The organism is Bacteroidota bacterium, from assembly GCA_016715945.1.
Lineage (GTDB): Bacteria > Bacteroidota > Bacteroidia > Bacteroidales > F082 > JALNZU01.
In genome coordinates, this window is the sequence record JADJXJ010000001.1 from 308,860 (window position 1) to 326,536 (window position 17,677).

Consider the following 17,677-nt stretch of genomic DNA (forward strand, 5'->3'; position numbering starts at 1 on the left):
GTTCAGAATGTTTCGTTTGCCAGTGGTTTGTCAATCATGCCGATAACCCTTTTGATGGCCTGGAGGTAGTTGATGTTTTCAAAACCTTTCAGTTGGGTATCGTCCAGGGTTTTGAGAATATCATTTATTTCGGTGGATTCGCTGCTCATGGTTACCAGTCTGGCCCCGTTGATCAGCACGACGGCATATTCGCAGATGGTGTCGTTGACCATATAACCGAAGCGAAGTTTGTTGACCCTCACCGCGGCCAGATCGGGATGGATGCGCACCATGCGGAGGAATTCTTCCAGGCTGTACTCGTCTTTGTCGAAGGCCGGCATTTCAACCTGAAAAGCGGGAAATACCTCGTTTACAATCATTTCGGTCTTCATCGGGAAGCTCCCTTTCATCAGGGGATTCCATTGTTCGAGTCCGTCAACGGTTTGCACAAAGGTCTTAATGTCCATTTTTCCGTTGCGGATCTTGGTGTTGTTGATGTCGTTGGTACGCGAGATGATGTAGATTTCATCCGACTGGCGCTCCCACACATCTTCGGGCACAGGCACCGAAAAACGGGCCATGCGTTTCCACTGCAAGTCAAAGTTTTGTCCGAAGGTTCTGAATTCGAACCTGGGTTTGGATTCCTGACCGATTTTTAGTTTTTCTGTACTCATAATCAATTGAATATCAATTTATAAAATTATTTTGCGTTGTTGTTGGTGCTGCCTTTTGTGATGGTGTTGAGCAATTGCCAGTTTTCGGAGCCATCGGGCTTGCGTCCATACGATTGTGTGGTTTCCATGAAAGGGAATGCCACCTGGTCGGCGATGGCGCCGTCGGGTTTTTCGAGCCAGACCGTTTCACCATTGCTGGAGAGGCCGAAGTCGCTGGGGTCGCCCGAGCCTTCGGTGTTAATGACATAGAATCCTTTAGAAGCGATGACTGTTCCTGCGGGGATGGTTTTTTTGGGTTTGGTGCCACCTTGTCCGCCGTTGTCGTAGATCAGCCAGCCGGAGATATCCACCGCAGCATTGCCATCGTTGTAGATCTCAATCCAGTCGGGTTCGGCAGCGGTGCCGCGGGAATAGATTTCGTTCATCACTATTTTGATGGTTGGGGGCGGGGTATTGCCGCTGTTTGCCTGGCCGCGGGTGATTGTGCTGAGCAGTTGCCAGTTTGGCGAACCATCGGGGAGCCTGCCGTAGCTTTGAGAAGCATCCATGGCTGGGAAAGCTACTTCGTCGATGACATTGCCTTTGGCGTTTTCGAGCCAGACGGTTTCGCCTGCGCTGGAAAGGCCAAAGTCGCTTGGGTCGCCACTGCCCTCTGTTTCAATTACATAATATCCCTTTGCCGGAATGATGGTTCCGTCCGGAATGGTTTTCTTTGGCTTGGCGCCGCTTTGGCCGCCATTGTCATAAATCTTAAATCCGCTGATATCCGCAGGGCCGTCGGAAGCGTTGTAAATCTCAATCCAGTCGGGGCTGGTGGCTGTACCGCGGCTGTAGATTTCGTTCATTACCACCAGTGGGGCGCCCACCGAGTAAGCTGCTGTGGTGGCAGGCGCACCGGCTGGGGCCAGCGACTTTTTGCCTGTTTTTCCCCTGGCTTCCACATAATAGGCTACTGTTTTCCCGTCCTCAAGTCCGGGAATGACCGCGGTAAAAGTGCTGTCGTTGACCGGGTTCATGTCTTTGGCTTCAAAGCTGCCCTGGTCGATTTTGTAGTAAAGGCGCAGCCCGGGTCTTCCCTCACGGTCGAGCACAATGGCTGTGATGGTGACAGCCTCGCCTGCAACCGGCGACTGTGGGGTATTGAAAACCTGTTTGATTACCGGGGGACTGACAAAAGGTTCATCTTTTACACAGGCACTGACGATGGTTGTCAGCAAAAGAACCAGAGTTAAAATATGTCTGTTCATGACCGATGGATTTTCTGCGTGGGTTGGTTTGTGTTAAAAGTCAACTTCGAGCCGGATGGCAAACATGTGGAAATCTTCGCCGGCTTTTCCTTTAGGGTCGGCCACCAATGCCGGGTTTTTTGTCAGGTTGCCGGCCGAATCTTTTCCGACAAAGAGTTTGCCTTTGCCATTGGCATAGCGGTCGTGGTTGATAAAGGCATAGTTAAGCATGATTTTCACATTGTTGTTGGGGTAAAAGTTGAGGCCTGCAGTGTAGGCTTCGCCGGCACCGCCCATAATTTTGCCCTCATCCCTGGTGTTCATGTTCAGGTAGTCGTAGCGCAGGGCAATTTCTACATCGCCCCATTTTTTGCCCCTTCCCACCTGTGTGAACTCACCTTCGGTGGTGTTATAATTGTATTTTCCGCCAAAAAGCAGGGCGCTGCCCATGGCATACCATCCGTCGAATTTTTCAGCCGGCAGGTCGTTTTTGAGGTAAACGTTATTCATCACATATTCTCCCTGCAACCTGATGTTGCGCCGGTAGGCTGCAAATTCGAGACCGGCGAGCGTGCTGTGATCCACATTGGCAATCAGGTCGGTGTCAATATATTTTTTACGGTTGATTGAGTTGTTGCTGCGGGTGGAAAAACGCATGGTGCCGGGTACCTCGGCGTCGGTTTTTGGTGTTCGGTACGATCCGGATACCCCAAAATGCAAACCTTGATAGGGATCCTGATAAAACGGCATGTAAACCAGCTTTCCGGTGTAGGAAATCCCTTCATCCGTTCCGGTGTTTTTGTTGTTGTCTTCCGAAAATGCACGCTCCTCAACATCTCCAACGCTTTGAAAATGAATGCCTCCTATGCCCAGGAGGGGGCCGATACCATAGGTGGCCGCCATTCCGATATGCCGCGACGGGGCAAAGGCCGAAATCACCATCGGACGTTCGATAAAGGTCAGGTAACGTGAGGTGGTGGTCGATTCCATCGAAAAGCCTTCTTTGAAATTTCCGGCTTTCAGCTCCAACCCGTTGCGGAAGGTGTATTCCAGGTAAGCGTCTTTGAGTTCAAGCTCTGAGTTTGAAAAATCAAGGTCAAGCTCGGCATACCACGACTTGCTGAATCGCACCTTGGTGGCAAAACGCGCGCGCCTGATGCTTGTGCCATTGCCGATAGGATTCATGACTTCCTTAGAGAAAACTGCACCGTCGGTTTGCACGCGAATGTCGAACCACATGCGGTAGTCGCCACTCTGACTCTCAAGCACAAGGATGCCGTTGCGCTCCTCAGCTGTGAGCGGATTGCGATTTACCCTGACCATGTATTGGTTATATCTTATGTTCGACTGAAGTACAATATCCAGGTCCGATTTGCCTCCTGTTGGCAATTCAAGGGTTTCGTGGTCAGGGTGCCTGATGATCAGAACCAAAGTGTCGGAAGGAGCAATCCCTAGCCTGAACCTGCCATTGCGGTCGGTCATGGTTCTGACTTGCGAATTTTTGACGGTAACCTCTGCATCCTCCAGGCCCCTCAGGTCGGCCGTTGACCTGACCAGACCTGTGATTTGCTGAGCTTGTAGCCAGCTTGCCGGCACAAAGAGGCCAAACAAAAGCAAAACGAAAAGTTTTTTCATAAATTTAAGGTTATAGGTTCATAATAAAATCATTGACTGATTGTTCGGCTGCTATACCCAGGCGTTTTTTCAGCCTGTATTTAAAAACCTCCACGCTTTTGGGAGCAATATTGAGCATGGTGGCAATTTCTTTGTTCGACATGCCTACCCTGATGAGCAGGGCAAGGCGTTTTTCCTGCGGACTCAGGTCGGGAAAATTTTTTTCGAGGCGTTCCACGAAGTCCCGGTTGGTTTGTTCAGCGTTCAAATAGAGCATGTCCGCAGCTTTGGTAAAGCTCATTTTTTGCTGCACCAGGGTTTGTATCTTTTGCACATTATGCTGAACTTCCTGATCCAATGGATGTTGCCTCAGCTGTTCAATGAGCAGTGAGAGCTCTTCGAGAAAGATTTTCTGGGCTGTCAGTCCTGTGGCCAGATTGGTGAATTCGCGGTTGAGCTCACTTACTTTCTGACTCAGTGCCTCATTGCTGGCGTGCATCAGCTTTAGTTTCAATTCGTCGAGCGCTTTCTTTGCCTCCAGATTCAGGTTCTGCTGCTGAAGCAACTCGTTTTCGGTTTGCAGTTGTTTTTGGCGGGTACGGTAGTAAAGCATTGCAAACAAGGCAATCAAAATACCCGAGACTGCAACAATGGCAGGCAAAATGAGGTCGATGGTGTTCTGTTGGGCTATTCTGCTATGCTTCATCGATTCAATGCTATCGGCCGGAATCTGACGCACAGGCAAATCAAACACATTCATTGCTATGAAAAGGAGGATGTAGCTGATGAGGCCAGCCGCCAATGGGGTGATGATCCAGCCTGCGCCGATACCTGCCAGCAGTTTTGCGTTAACATCCTGATTTCCCTTTACCAATCCTATCCCTACAATGCTTCCCACCACAAGTTGGGTGCTTGAGACGGGAACCAGCGGGAAAGACGGCAAACCCACGGATTGCATGGCCTGGGCCAGGGTGCTGGATGAAAACAGAAACATCACCAGGGCCTGTGAAATGACCACCACGATGGCGGCTTCTGCATTCAGTGCCAGCAGGCCATTGCCTACGGTTTCCATCACTTTTCTGCTCAGGGTGTAAATGCCTGCGGCTATGGCAAGGCCACCGAGCAAAAACAATACCTGTACCCCATCGAGTGTAAACAGGCCGAAATCGAGCAGCACATGAGGCGCCATGGGCACAAAGACCCCCATGACATTGGCTATATTGTTGGCCCCCAGGCTATATGCGCCAAAAGCGCCCGACACAACCAGCCCAAACCTGATCCAGGTGTCCAGCTTAATGACGTGGATGTGGGCGCTGAGCAGGATTTTTTTCATCGTTTTATAAAGGAGTGCAGCAAACAGCATCCCCAAAAGGGGACCGCTCACCCAGGAAAAAACAATTTTGGTGATAACCGACAAGTCGGGGCTGAGCCGGTTGAAAAACACCCATCCCAGAATTCCACCCACAATGGCCTGGCTGGTAGATACAGGCAGGCCGCGATTGGTCATATAGTGCACCACCAGCGCTGCCGAAAGGCTGATGATAAACGCAGCAGCCATGCTGTCGATGCGTCCGAGTTCGTTGAGTGTTTGCGCACCGCCTCTGCCCTGAAAAACAGCTCCCAGCACCACAAAAATGCTTCCAACCAGTGCAGCGTCTCTGAATCTGAGCATGCGGCTGCCCACAGCCGAACCAAAAATATTGGCCGCGTCGTTCCCCCCAAGGGTCCAACCCAGATACAAACCGGCGGCAAGGTAAAGTAGCAGCATGCCTGAGTTTTATACGATTCTCTTGAGCGCCATAATCGACAGCAGATCAGCTCCCCGCTCTGCAGCATCAGAGAGGGTTTCAATATGAAGGGTGAAGTAGCGAAGATGAAATTTTTCGCTCAGCTTGAGGTGGGGCATGTCGTGAAACACCCTGCGCTTGATGGCATCGGCAATTTTATCTGCCTCTTTCTCAAACAGATATACTCTATGCAGTTTTTCCTTCACATTCTGAGGCTCTCTGAAAAATGCCCGCACTCCGGGCATGAGCGATTCGCAGGCTGCCACAGATACCTGTGTCAGCTGATTCAGGTCGTTGTGCAGTTCGGCGGGAATGAAGGGCACCTCCACATCAAACTGAAAAAGATTGCTTTTGGCCAGGTCGATGATGTTATCGAGCTCTTCGATAAGCTTCAGGATGTCGCCCCGCAATTGCGGCATGAGCGACTGGGTGTAGAGGATATTCTCAATTTTTCTCCTCAGCAGGTCCGCTTCACTTTCCAGCGCGGCAATGGTATTGAGGTTGTCGGCAAACCGCTGCTGGTTCCCGGACAGGTAGTTGGATACACCTTCTTTAAATATCAGTATGCCCTGATCGGTTTTGCTCAAAAATTCATCAATCAGTGCAATGGATTTTTCGGCATGTCGGAAAGTAAACATGGGACGCTGGCTTTGGGTCAAATTTACTACCTGAATGGCAACACCCAAAGCGCTCTTGCCGGGACTTTGCTGAGTAGCTTTGGTGATGTATGGATAATAATATTATAAATAAATGCTATACAGTGTTTTAGCTTGAATGTGTTAGGATAAGGCGACTTGATGGTTCCAGATTCCAGGCTGAAGTTGTGCGGTTGTAGGGGGGAGGGAGTCGCAAAAAAGGGGAGTCAACGCAGCAAGAACTCCAGAGGTAGGTGTACGCGTTCGCGCCAGGCTGTTTCGGAATGGGGGGCACCTTCGTCTTTGAAAGTCATCCAGTTGTCGCCATGGGTCCAACCAAGGGACGAAAGTTTCTCGTCCATGGCGGCCTGATGAATTTCGTAGAATGCGTCTATGGTCTCGGTGCCAAAATCGAAATACAGGCGATGGCCGGCCGAGGGTGCCGGCAGATTTTCGGCAAGCCAGCGGATATAGCCTTCCGAAAAACGCATGTCGTTCAGGTGCAGGCTGAGCGGCCAGTGGGTGCTCACACATCCGGCACCGCCAAATACCTCCGGATAGCGTGCAATGGCGTATGAGGAAATGAGCCCGCCCATGCTCGAGCCCATCACAAATGTGTTGCTGTAATCGCTGAGCGTGGGAAAGAAGCTGTCGATATAGGGCTTTAATTCCTGGACGATAAACTGTAAATAATTGTCGCTCATGGGTTGAAGACCAGGGTTGTTGTGTTCCTCCTTCATGTGCTCGCGCAAATGGTTCGGCAGGCTGTAAAAAGCCGGTGCAGGCAGGTATTCCTGATAGCGCAGTTGGGTGTTCCAGATGCCCACAACAATGGTTGGTCTCACTTTCTGCTCATCTATAAGGGGTTGAAGCGCCAGGTCCACCGCCCAGATCATGCCGTGAAACCCAACGGCCGGATTGAAAAGGTTCTGGCCATCGTGCATATAAAGTACGGCATACGATTCGCGGGGATTATAGTTTTCGGGCAGCCAGATGTCCACCCGGCGCGATTGAACGTATTCCGAAGGGAAACTGAGTATGGTATGAAGCGTACCGAATTTCGGAAACATGCTTTTTTTTGTGCCACGAACGGTCTGCATAAGTTGGTGTTTTTTTGTGAAGCGCCGCGAAAGTAAGAAAATCCGGTTATCGGTAGTTTAAAACTAAATTGCCCCAACCACCGCATAGCTCGTTTGAAAGTGCAAACCTTCAGCAATGACAATCAATTCTGCAAGCTGAACAAAAAGCCAATTCAGCTTAATGAGAATAACAACTTCACCTGGCCGCTTTAGTCATCGGTCAGATGCCCCGAGAAACACTGGAACCAGGTTTCATTATGGTCGAAAGCTGTTTTGAATATTTGATTAAACAGCTGAAATTCAGTCTTCTTTGATGAAAATCTTTTGGATCATCCGGCGGTTGCCCGACAAGGCTTCCAGAATATACACCGAGGGTCGCAGTTTGTTGCCATCCCTGCTACTGCCATTCCATTCAACCACTGTTTCATTGTTCTGCACGGCTTGCAGGCTTTTATTCCAGACAATTTTTCCGGACAGATCATATAAATTTAACAGGAGCTGACCTGTTGAAGCTGGCTTGATGGAAATGTGGGTGTGACTGCTGAAGGGGTTTGGGTAAACCTTGAGCCATTCGTTTTCCTGAACCTGCGCAGGCAGTCCTACCGGCTGACCAGGTCCGCCGGCAAATACGGTCACTTTTCCTGTTCGTCCGCCGGCCACAAATTCCCAGGAGTAATCGAATGTAAGGTCGGGCACGGTGCTGATGGCATCCACAGCTTGCGGATAAGGAGTGGTGAACAACATGCTTCCAGTTGCGCCATCGAAAACATACACGTGGTTGTTCTGATAAAGCAGGCCAACCACGAGATCATTGATCCCGTCGCCTGATACATCGGGTATTCTGGCCACATTCCATGGCTTGTCCTGGAGCTGGTAGGTCCAAATCTGTTGCAGGTTGGTGCCATTGAGTATCATAGCCAGCGAGCCGCTGTAGCCAAGGGCAAGGTCGGCTTTGCCGTCGCCATTCACATCTTCCATGCGCACCAGTCGGGTGATGATGTTGCTTCCCACGCTGGTCTGAGCCAGAACGGCACCATTGGCTGCATTGAAAATGTAAACCACACCGTTGAAGGTGCCTGCTGCCAGTTCTGGTTTGCCGTCGTTGTTCAGGTCGTCGAGCAGCGCAAGACCCCAGACCGAGGTGCCCAAGGTGACATAGTCCCAAACCAGAAAACCGGTTGCTCCGTTGATGAGGGCTACGCGTCCCTGGCTTTCACCGTTCTGGCTTCCTCCGGCCCACACATCAGGCTGACCGTCGCCAGTCACATCCGGTATGCCCATCACCGCAATCACAGGGCCGGTGAAGGCATAATTCCAGATCATCTGGCCATTTTTTCCATTGAGGCAGAAAACCCTTTTCGGACCAGTTCCGTTCTGATCGTTCCCACTCGAAGCCAGCACATCCGGAAAACCATCGCCGTTATAGTCATATCTTGCATCCACCTGGTAAACCCAGCCCCCGAGGCCATACTGGTTGGTCTGGAACTTCCAGATGATTTCACCCGTGCGGCTGTTGATGGCTACCACGGAGCGGTCGCCCCATGCGGTGCCAACAACCAGGTCTGGAATTCCGTCATCGTCAATGTCGCCGCCCAGGGTTATGGCTTGCTGCTGATACAGCGAGCCGGAATAAATACTCAGCTCCCAGAGCACCTGGCTTGTGCCCGAGGCATTTCCGTTGAAACAGCGGATCTTGTTGTCTTCGCTTGCCACCACAACCTCCGGCTTATTGTCGCCGGTTATGTCGGTTATCCAGTGAATAGCCTTCGGACTGTTGTCGGTGGCAGGCGGCAGGTTCAGGTCCCAGACCACATTCCCTAAGCTGTGGTCTTTGGGCGTAGCCTGACCGGTCATGGGAATGTACAACGGGCTTTGGCCGGGTGCGTTGGAAAAAATGACCACAGACGACTGGTAATTGTTTGAATTTTGCGGGAAAAACCATGCGTTGAAGCTCATGGTCTGGTTTGGCTCGAGTTGTATCGGAAACTGCGCAGGCAACTGCAGGTAAAATCCCGGATTCAGATTTTCTATTGCGCTGATTATCAGCGTAGCCTGACCTTGATTGGTGAGGGTAATGTTCTGCATCTTCGTGGACATGGCCATGATGGTTCCAAAATCGATGCTTGTGGGGAATGCATTGATGGATGGAGCTGCAGTATATGCCTGTCCGGAGAAATTAAGGGTTATGTTCGGGTTGATGGGGTCGTTGCTTAGCACTGCTCCTGTGGTGCTCAGGGTTCCAGGCTCGAGTGGTGTCCAGCTGGCAACATAGGTGGCCGACTGGCCAGCTTCCAGGCTGAAGTTGCCCGATGGCAGCATCACATTGGTGTTTTGCGGGGGTTGTGCAAATGAAAAATTCAGGGTGCCTGTGCCTGCATTGGTAACAGTAATATTTTGGTTATGTGTCTGACCTGTAAGCACATTGCCGAAAGAAACACTCGTGGGGGTGACCATAGCCTGTGGAGTGCCTGCGCCTCCGGGATCGACTTTATACAGGGTGCTGTTTGCGCTCAATGGTCCGGCCACATACCATAGGTGCGACCCGGTGTGAACGATGCCCGAAGGGCGTTGGGTCACCGAAGGATAGCTTGCCAGCACATTTCCGTTCAGGTCGGTCTTGAAAATCATATTCCCGTTGTAGTCCACCACCCATAAATCGGAACCATGCCTTGCCAGGTCCCAGGTTTGTGCCATTGGTGGCGCAAATTGATGTAATACAGTGCTTTGAGCATTCACTTTGTATATCCAGCCCGGATCAGGGTAATAGCTGGCCACCCAAAAGTCGCCATTGTCCCAGGCGATGCCCGACATGTATTGCTGGGGCAGGCTGAACTGACCCAGAACTGTACCTGTCATGCTGATATTCAGCGCATAAGCATTTCCGGTGCTGGCGCGGTCGATGATCCACAGGCTGTTGCCGTCGTGGGTCATGCCGTAGGAGTTGCTCACTCCTGCTACATTGAAGAGCAAGGTGGCCTGTCCGCTTGCCGGGTCGAATCGGTAAAAATTGGAGCCTCCGGAGCCATAGATGCCGTAATAAATGTAGGTGCCGTCCCAGGCCAGGCCTGAGGCTTTTCCAGGTATGGTGTAGGTTTCGAGAATGGTCCAGGCGCCTTGTGCCCAAAGGTTGCACTGAAGCCCTGTCACAATGGCTGCAATAACAAGCCAATGCAGGGCATGATGTTGTAAGGTTCTCGTTTTCATGGTTTTGGTTCTGTGGGTTTTCAATCAGCTCCCCAAATTTAACTCAAGTGTGGAAAAGTTGCATGGATTGCATCGGATTTAACGTTTTGGTGGCCTGATTTGTGCAAGTTTTTTATCGTGCGATTTTTTGTTGTCTAAAAATAAAAAAAGCCGCCCGGGTCATGGGCGGCTCTGATGTTAGTGAGTCAGGTCGGATTAGTTGCTATTGAGGTCGAAACGGTCGTTGTTCATCACTTTCACCCAGGCCGTCACAAAATCGTTTACAAATTTTTGACCGGCATCATCGCAGGCGTAGTGTTCGGCCACGGCGCGCAGTTCAGAATTCGAGCCGAAGATGAGATCTACCCGAGTGGCTTTCCAGGCGGTCTGTCCGGTGTGTCTGTCGCGACCGGCAAAGGTTTCCTTACCTGCATCAATGGCCGACCATTCGTAGCGCATATCGAGCAGGTTGACAAAGAAGTCGTTGGTCAGCTGGCCGGGTCTTGTGGTGAGGACGCCAAAATCGGAGCCATCCCAGTTGGCGTTGAGCGCACGCATGCCGCCTACAAGCACGGTCATCTGCGGGATGCTCAGGCCAAGAAGCTGGGCTTTATCTACCAGCAGGTGTTCGGCAGGGCAGGGTGCGGGCTGTTTTACATAGTTTCTGAAACCATCGGCCATGGGCTCGAGATATTTGAACGAATCCACATCCGTCTGTTCCTGGCTGGCATCCACCCGACCCGGAACAAATGGAACTTCCACATCAAATCCGGCATCTTTGGCGGCTTTTTCCACGGCTGCGCTGCCTGCCAGCACGATGAGGTCGGCCAGCGAGATGCGTTTGCCGTTTTGCTGGGCTGCATCGAATTGATCTTTAATGCTTTGAAGCACATTCAAAACCCTTGACAGCCTTGCAGGATTGTTAACTTCCCAGTTTTTCTGTGGTTCGAGGCGAATGCGTGCTCCGTTGGCACCACCGCGGAAATCGGAACCACGGAAGGTGCTGGCCGAAGCCCAGGCGGTTGTCACAAGATCGCTGATGCTCAGTCCGGAAGCCAAAACCTGCGCTTTTAGGTATGCAATATCCGCGGCATCCACCAGGGGATGATCGACCTGAGGCAAGGGGTCTTGCCAGATCAGGTCTTCGGCAGGCACTTCAGGCCCGAGGTACCTCGATTTGGGACCCATGTCGCGGTGTGTCAGCTTAAACCAGGCGCGGGCGAAAGCATCGGCAAAGGCGTCGGGGTTTTCGTAAAACCTGCGCGAAATTTTTTCATACACCGGGTCGAAGCGCAGCGACAGGTCGGTGGTGAGCATGGTCGGCTTGTGCATCACACCGCTCAGGTGGGCATCGGGGATGGTAGCTTCGGCATTTTTGGCCACCCACTGGTAAGCGCCTGCCGGACTCTTGGTCAGCTCATATTCGTATTCGAACAGGTGCTTGAAGAAATCGTTGCTCCATTGTGCCGGGGTGCGCGTCCAGGTTACTTCCGGACCTCCTGTGATGGTGTCGGGGCCTTTTCCGCTTCCATGTTTACTGTGCCAGCCCAGGCCCATGGCTTCAATTTCAGCTGCTTCCGGTTCCGCCCCAACGAGCGAAACATCGCCTGCACCATGCGATTTGCCAAAGGTGTGTCCACCAGCAATCAGGGCTACGGTTTCTTCGTCGTTCATACCCATGCGGCCGAAGGTTTCGCGGATGTCGTGGGCTGCGAGCACCGGGTCGGGATTGCCACCGGGGCCTTCAGGATTCACATAGATCAGCCCCATCTGTACAGCTGCCAGCGGATTCTCGAGCTGACGATTGCCACTGTAGCGAAGCTTGTCGGCCAGCCACTCAGTTTCGGCGCCCCAATAAATGCTTTCGTCCGGCTCCCAGGCGTCTTCGCGACCGGCACCAAAACCGAAAGTCTTGAAGCCCATCGATTCAAGGGCCACATTTCCGGCCAGGATGAGCAGGTCGGCCCACGAAATCTGGTTGCCGTATTTCTTTTTTACCGGCCAGAGCAGCCTGCGGGCTTTGTCGAGGTTGGCATTGTCGGGCCAGCTGTTGAGTGGCGCAAAACGTTGATAACCACCATTCGCACCACCACGGCCGTCGCCCATGCGGTAAGTGCCTGCAGCATGCCATGCCATACGGATGAAGAACGGACCGTAGTGTCCGAAATCAGCCGGCCACCAGTCCTGCGATTGCGTCATGAGCTCGCGCAGGTCGTTTTTCAACGCTTCATAGTCGAGTGTGGCAAAAGCCTTGGGATAACTAAATCCTTTCGGGTTGGGATTCGAAAGCTCAGAATGCTGGCGCAACATATTGAGCTTTAATCTGTTTGGCCACCAGTCGGTGTTCGACCTGTGCCCCATGCCCATATGACCGCGTCCGCCATGTCCGGTTACCGGGCATTTACCATTTCCATTGCTGTGTTCCATAGTCTTTCAGGTTAAGTTTGATGCACAAATATAGAAAAATCTTATCAATAAAACCAAATCAAGAGAAAACATTTATTGTTATTTTAATCCAAGCGACAGGGTAGCTCACCTGAATAATTGCGTTGCTGCCAATCCGATGTGCATCCTGCATGCGGTGAGTCTTGATCCACAAATGCGTAAAAAACAGAAAATCAATATTATATATATTTTTCTAAAATTCCCGCAATTTTTTCTTGCGGGAAAAAGAGAAATGGTTTTACATTTGACTCGCAAAACGCACACACAATGAACGCATCTTTTGCCCGCTTCTATTTTTATTTTTATTTCGGATTGCCGCCCGAAGGGGGAGGGAGATGCTCGTAACTATAGTTCAAGGAAATTAACAAATACGAATCCCGCCCCCTGAGGCGGGATTTTTTTTATGGATAAAAAAGTACTGATACAAGGAATCGAGGGTTCGAATCACCATCTGGCGGTGACGCATTATTTTGGTCACGATGCGAGCATTATTGAGCCTTGTGAAAGTTTCGACCAGCTTTTCAGCAAGCTGGGCAGGACTTCAGACGGTCTGGCTATGGTGGCCATCGAAAATAGCCTGGTAGGCAGCATTTTACCAAACTATATTCATCTGTTGCACAGCGGCATGCACATTCTTGGTGAATACAGCATGCGCATCAGTCACCACCTCATGGCCATGCCTGGTCAGAAGTTGCACGAACTCAGGGAGGTGTATTCACATCCCATGGCACTGGCCCAATGTGAACAATTTTTGTCGCAACAACCGCATTTGCGGCAGGTGGCCGCGGACGATACGGCCGATGCGGCACGATTGATTTCAACCGCTGGCATCAAAGGCAGGGCTGCCATTGCACCATTGCTGGCTGCCTCGCTTTACGGGCTGGAGGTAGTGGTTTCGCACATCGAGTCGAATGCAGAGAACTTCACCAGGTTTTTGTTGATCGGGCGCAATCATCCGTGCCAGCCCGGACTTGAACCCGATAAATCCACCGTAGCTTTCAGCCTGCCACACAAAAAAGGCAGCCTGGCCAGGGTGCTGGCTTTTCTGGCCGAAAATGACATCAATCTGACCAAAATCCAGTCTTTGCCTATGGCCGGAACAGCCTGGGAATACCTGTTTTTTGCCGAGATGATTTTCGATGATCCGCAGCAGTTTGAACTTGCCATGCAGGCCATCCGGCCACACTGCAATCGTCTGGAAATGCTCGGAACCTATGTTTCGTCAGAAAATTTTCAAAAACAGTCAAAGTTAACTTCGTTTACTCCATATACACATGCACATTAACGGATATTTTTATGCTCCGCCTGCACAACGCACTCAGGCAACCGAAGAGTACTATTTTGCCCGTAAGCTTCAGGAAATCAAGCAAATGGAATCGGAGGGGCATGATATCATCAATCTTGGCATCGGCAATCCTGACCTGCCTCCGGCAAAAGAAGTGACAGATGCTTTGCATATTGCAGCACAAACTCCCGGCAATCACGGGTATCAGCCTTATCGTGGCATACCCCGGTTCAGGAGTGCGATTGCCGGTTGGTATGAACGTTACTTCGGCTACTGGCCCGATCCTGACTCGGAGGTGCTGCCTTTGATGGGTTCCAAAGAAGGTATTGCGCTCATTTCGCTCGCTTTTCTCAACGAGGGCGACGAAGTGCTCCTGCCCGATCCCGGTTATCCGGCTTATGCTTCTGCCTGCCGGCTTGCCGGTGCAAGACCTGTTGCTTACAACCTCTGCCCTGAGAACCGTTGGTTGCCCGATCTGGTTGAACTGCAGGAAAAGCTGAGTGCCAGAACGCGAATGATGTGGATCAATTATCCGCATATGCCCACAGGAGCTGTGGCCGACAGGGCTACGCTCAGTGCCCTGGTGCAGTTTGCTGCAAGGCACAACCTCATTCTGTGCCACGACAATCCTTATGCTTTGATTCAGAATCCCCATCCGCTAAGCATACTCAGTTTTTCAGGAAACTATCCCAATGTGCTTGAAATCAGTTCGTTGAGCAAGACTTATAATATGGCAGGCTGGCGACTGGGGATGTTGTGTGGTAATGCCCGGCTTGTGGATCAGGTGGCAAAAGTGAAAAGCAATATGGACTCCGGTATGTTCCGGCCACTTCAGGAAGCTGCCGTGGTGGCCCTCGGTTTGGGCGAGCAGTGGATCGAACAGCTGAATGCTGTCTATGCGCAACGAAGCATCATCGGAGGCGAGATTTTACAGCGTCTCGGCTGCCAGACATCACCAGATCAGGCCGGTATGTTTCTATGGGCTTCGGTGCCCGATCATTACCCCGATGCTGAAACATTGTCGGAGCAACTGTTGCACCAGGCCAGGGTATTCATCACACCCGGGCACATCTTTGGCCGGAGTGGCCTCAGATACCTCAGGCTTTCTTTATGCAGCACCGTGGACAAGCTTGAAGAAGCTTTAGAAAGAATAAAGACAGTAAACATTGATAATCAGGCTAAAACAAACTCAATAAGTCTATGACAAAGCAGGAACAACACGAATGGTTCGAAGGCCGAAACCAGCGTCCTATGATCATTGCCGGACCATGCAGCGCCGAAACCGAGCAGCAGACCATGCAAACTGCCGAAGCCCTGGTAAACAAGGGTTACCGGATGTTCCGGGCTGGATTGTGGAAACCCCGCACCCGTCCCGGCATGTTCGACGGCGTGGGAAACAAAGGCCTGCCCTGGCTCAGGCGCGTAAAAACAGAGTTTGGAATGAGTGTGGGCACCGAAGTTGCCAATGGTCAGCATGTGCTTCAGTCGTTAAAATATAACCTCGACTTTATCTGGATTGGCGCCCGCACCACGGCTAATCCTTTTGCTGTGCAGGAAATTGCGGATGCCCTGCAAGGGGCCGAAATACCTGTCCTGGTGAAAAACCCTGTCAACCCCGACCTTGAGCTTTGGATGGGGGCCATCGAACGCCTTCAGCAGGCCGGCATCAGCAAACTGGCCGCCGTACACCGCGGGTTCAGTTCGTATGTGAGCTCGGGTTACCGCAACCACCCGCACTGGCTCATCCCTATTGAGCTTCATCGCCGCATGCCCGGTCTGCCTATCATCACCGACCCAAGCCACATTGCCGGCACCAGAACGCTGATAGCAGAAATATGTCAACAGGCTATGGATTTGAATTTCAATGGATTGATGGTCGAGTGTCACATTTCGCCCGACGAAGCCTGGAGCGATGCACGCCAGCAGATTACACCCGACCAGCTCTCGGAAACGCTGGGCGCTCTGAAATACCGTAACCAGGATGCAGGCGACCTGCCCCGCACCCGTCTCGACGACCTCAGGATGAAAATCGACGACATCGACAACCAGCTCATCGAATTGCTCAGCGAGCGAATGAAGGTGAGCACCGAGATCGGACTTTTCAAAAAAGAAAACAACATCACCATCCTGCAATCGAGCCGGTATAGCGCAATCATCCACGACCGGACAAAACGAGCCGCGCGAAAAGGCCTGGAGGCAGAATTTATCGGCCGCATCTTCGAAACTATTCATGAGGCATCCGTGCTCAATCAGCATAAGGTGATGAATATCAACGGAAAAAATCATAATCAGGCATGAGGATATTTATCGCCGGACTTGGGAAGATGGGGGCATGGCTATGTCGTGAACTGTCAAAAGAACATCAGATTCTTGCTACAGACACCGATCCATCAAAACGATTGGATCTCCCCGGAATGGATTGGTTATCGGACAAAGAACAGATGCAATCTTTTTCACCCGAATTGTTTATCAATGCAGCCAGCCTGCAACATACCGTGAAAGTGTTCGATACCTGGCTGCCCTGGTTGCCGGAGCAATGTATTCTTTCCGATATCGCCTCAGTGAAAAACGGACTGGAGGCTTACTACAATCAGAAGCGCCGTCCCTTTGTATCCGTGCATCCCATGTTTGGGCCAACCTTCGCAAACCTGAACCAGCTCAAGGGGTATCATGCCATTCTTATCAGCCAGTCGTGCGGGCAGGGAAAGGATCTTTTCCGGCAGTTTTTCCAAAAATTTGGGCTTCAGGTGCACGAGCTAAGTTTCGATGGCCACGACCGAACCACCGCCTATAGCCTTAGTGTACCTTTTGTTTCGAGTTTAGTATTTGGTGCATGCATGCGTCCGCAGCCTGCGCCGGGCACAACTTTTTCGAAGCACCTCGCCATTGCCCGTGGTCTGATGGACGAAGACGATCAGTTGCTGAGCGAGATTTTGTTCAATCCGCACACTTTGCCCATGCTTGAGGAGGTGATTCGCAGCATGCAGAACCTTCAGCACATGCTTCAAAACCGCGACCGTAGCGCACTTCAGGATTTTTTGCATCAAGTGCGTGTGAATGTGAAAAACGCGGGCAGCAACTAAAGTTGGTTTTTCAGCTGACATGACTTTCAAATCCGGCGGCCATGCGCTATCTTTGTATGAGCCGGTCCTTAGCATTATCCGTTGGGCAGCTGCTGTATGGTAAGAAAAATGCTGTCGAGAATCTTGCCTCTTTCGTTGTTGCTGGCGCTCAGTTTGCGCCTTGCTGCCCAGGAGCGGCAGGAATCGCTGGGGTTGCATCTCGGAGCGGGAGGTCACTGGTTCGGATTGGTGCATTATCTTACACCTTATGATTATGAGCTTGTGCTTTTCGACCTCAGCTATACCCTCCAGGTTTGGAACCGGAAGGCAAAAACCATAGACTTTGTTGCCCGGCTGAATGCCGCGGGTGCCAGGTTTGCTGAGCCTTCGGGGCCGCCCTGGAAAAATTCCGGAGAATTCGGGGCGGCATTTGGGCTGCGTTATTGTATGCCAATAGCCGGGTCGGACCATAGCGCTTACCTGATGGTGCTCTTTGGTCCTCATCACATTACCGATGCACCACAGCGGCAGGTACCCGGATTCGTGGTGAACAATTCCGGTAGTGGCGGGGTATTGATTAAGGTCGCCGATAAAATTTCCCTCGACTTATGTGCAGGCTGGCGGCATTTGAGCAACGCAGGTTTGAAAGAACCTAACGGAGGCATCAATACCGTGCTTGCCCAGGTCGGGCTGGTCATCTGGCGATGA

13 protein-coding genes are annotated in these 17,677 nt (G+C 51.6%); 5 read left to right on the forward strand and 8 right to left on the reverse strand.

All coding sequences use genetic code 11. The features are described from left to right. Positions 1-2 precede the first annotated feature (2 nt). From IPM52_01100 to katG, 8 genes are all read right to left on the reverse strand, one after another. Positions 3-653 carry a hypothetical protein gene (locus IPM52_01100; GenBank protein ID MBK9290223.1) on the reverse strand — a complete coding sequence of 217 codons (651 nt, stop codon included), beginning with the start codon at positions 651-653 and terminating at the stop codon, positions 3-5. 26 nt (positions 654-679) lie between these two features. Next, complete coding sequence (locus IPM52_01105; GenBank protein ID MBK9290224.1) at positions 680-1,900, reverse strand: lamin tail domain-containing protein; 1,221 nt, start codon at positions 1,898-1,900, stop codon at positions 680-682. A 33-nt stretch (positions 1,901-1,933) separates the two neighbouring features. After that, entirely contained in the window at positions 1,934-3,514 is a 1,581-nt protein-coding gene (locus tag IPM52_01110) for a TonB-dependent receptor (GenBank protein MBK9290225.1), read from the reverse strand. Between the two features lie 10 nt (positions 3,515-3,524). Continuing rightward, positions 3,525-5,261: an inorganic phosphate transporter gene (locus tag IPM52_01115; protein MBK9290226.1), complete on the reverse strand. Its 1,737-nt coding sequence runs from the start codon at positions 5,259-5,261 to the stop codon at positions 3,525-3,527. 9 nt (positions 5,262-5,270) lie between these two features. Further along, positions 5,271-5,918: a DUF47 family protein gene (locus tag IPM52_01120; GenBank protein ID MBK9290227.1), complete on the reverse strand. Its 648-nt coding sequence runs from the start codon at positions 5,916-5,918 to the stop codon at positions 5,271-5,273. A 224-nt stretch (positions 5,919-6,142) separates the two neighbouring features. Further along, positions 6,143-6,985 carry a hypothetical protein gene (locus IPM52_01125; GenBank protein MBK9290228.1) on the reverse strand — a complete coding sequence of 281 codons (843 nt, stop codon included), beginning with the start codon at positions 6,983-6,985 and terminating at the stop codon, positions 6,143-6,145. A 309-nt stretch (positions 6,986-7,294) separates the two neighbouring features. Further along, on the reverse strand, positions 7,295-10,198 hold the full coding sequence (locus IPM52_01130; GenBank protein ID MBK9290229.1) for a VCBS repeat-containing protein: 2,904 nt from the start codon (positions 10,196-10,198) through the stop codon (positions 7,295-7,297). A gap of 195 nt (positions 10,199-10,393) precedes the next feature. After that, complete coding sequence (gene katG, locus IPM52_01135) at positions 10,394-12,604, reverse strand: catalase/peroxidase HPI (GenBank protein ID MBK9290230.1); 2,211 nt, start codon at positions 12,602-12,604, stop codon at positions 10,394-10,396. Between the two features lie 421 nt (positions 12,605-13,025). Between katG and IPM52_01140 the strand changes: the two genes are divergently transcribed. The 5 genes from IPM52_01140 (at position 13,026) to IPM52_01160 (ending at position 17,677) form a co-directional block, all read left to right on the forward strand. Next, positions 13,026-13,907: a prephenate dehydratase gene (locus IPM52_01140; GenBank protein MBK9290231.1), complete on the forward strand. Its 882-nt coding sequence runs from the start codon at positions 13,026-13,028 to the stop codon at positions 13,905-13,907. Next, positions 13,897-15,111 (forward strand): aminotransferase class I/II-fold pyridoxal phosphate-dependent enzyme, encoded by a 1,215-nt coding sequence (locus IPM52_01145; protein MBK9290232.1) that lies wholly within the window; start codon positions 13,897-13,899, stop codon positions 15,109-15,111. Before IPM52_01140 ends, IPM52_01145 begins: the two co-directional genes overlap by 11 nt. Further along, positions 15,108-16,205, forward strand: coding sequence for a bifunctional 3-deoxy-7-phosphoheptulonate synthase/chorismate mutase type II (locus IPM52_01150; GenBank protein ID MBK9290233.1), 1,098 nt, complete (start codon positions 15,108-15,110; stop codon positions 16,203-16,205). Before IPM52_01145 ends, IPM52_01150 begins: the two co-directional genes overlap by 4 nt. Then, positions 16,202-16,990, forward strand: a complete 789-nt coding sequence (locus IPM52_01155) for a prephenate dehydrogenase (GenBank protein MBK9290234.1) — start codon at positions 16,202-16,204, stop codon at positions 16,988-16,990. Before IPM52_01150 ends, IPM52_01155 begins: the two co-directional genes overlap by 4 nt. 108 nt (positions 16,991-17,098) lie before the next feature. After that, complete coding sequence (locus tag IPM52_01160; GenBank protein ID MBK9290235.1) at positions 17,099-17,677, forward strand: acyloxyacyl hydrolase; 579 nt, start codon at positions 17,099-17,101, stop codon at positions 17,675-17,677.

What these genes read in the sequence shown, in the direction of transcription:
- IPM52_01100 (MBK9290223.1), bottom strand. Translation starts at nt 653, where the DNA reads ATGAGTACAGAAAAACTAAAAATCGGTCAGGAATCCAAACCCAGGTTC.
- IPM52_01105 (MBK9290224.1), bottom strand. Translation starts at nt 1,900, where the DNA reads ATGAACAGACATATTTTAACTCTGGTTCTTTTGCTGACAACCATCGTC.
- IPM52_01110 (MBK9290225.1), bottom strand. Translation starts at nt 3,514, where the DNA reads ATGAAAAAACTTTTCGTTTTGCTTTTGTTTGGCCTCTTTGTGCCGGCA.
- IPM52_01115 (MBK9290226.1), bottom strand. Translation starts at nt 5,261, where the DNA reads ATGCTGCTACTTTACCTTGCCGCCGGTTTGTATCTGGGTTGGACCCTT.
- IPM52_01120 (MBK9290227.1), bottom strand. Translation starts at nt 5,918, where the DNA reads ATGTTTACTTTCCGACATGCCGAAAAATCCATTGCACTGATTGATGAA.
- IPM52_01125 (MBK9290228.1), bottom strand. Translation starts at nt 6,985, where the DNA reads ATGTTTCCGAAATTCGGTACGCTTCATACCATACTCAGTTTCCCTTCG.
- IPM52_01130 (MBK9290229.1), bottom strand. Translation starts at nt 10,198, where the DNA reads ATGAAAACGAGAACCTTACAACATCATGCCCTGCATTGGCTTGTTATT.
- katG (MBK9290230.1), bottom strand. Translation starts at nt 12,604, where the DNA reads ATGGAACACAGCAATGGAAATGGTAAATGCCCGGTAACCGGACATGGC.
- IPM52_01140 (MBK9290231.1), top strand. Translation starts at nt 13,026, where the DNA reads ATGGATAAAAAAGTACTGATACAAGGAATCGAGGGTTCGAATCACCAT.
- IPM52_01145 (MBK9290232.1), top strand. Translation starts at nt 13,897, where the DNA reads ATGCACATTAACGGATATTTTTATGCTCCGCCTGCACAACGCACTCAG.
- IPM52_01150 (MBK9290233.1), top strand. Translation starts at nt 15,108, where the DNA reads ATGACAAAGCAGGAACAACACGAATGGTTCGAAGGCCGAAACCAGCGT.
- IPM52_01155 (MBK9290234.1), top strand. Translation starts at nt 16,202, where the DNA reads ATGAGGATATTTATCGCCGGACTTGGGAAGATGGGGGCATGGCTATGT.
- IPM52_01160 (MBK9290235.1), top strand. Translation starts at nt 17,099, where the DNA reads ATGCTGTCGAGAATCTTGCCTCTTTCGTTGTTGCTGGCGCTCAGTTTG.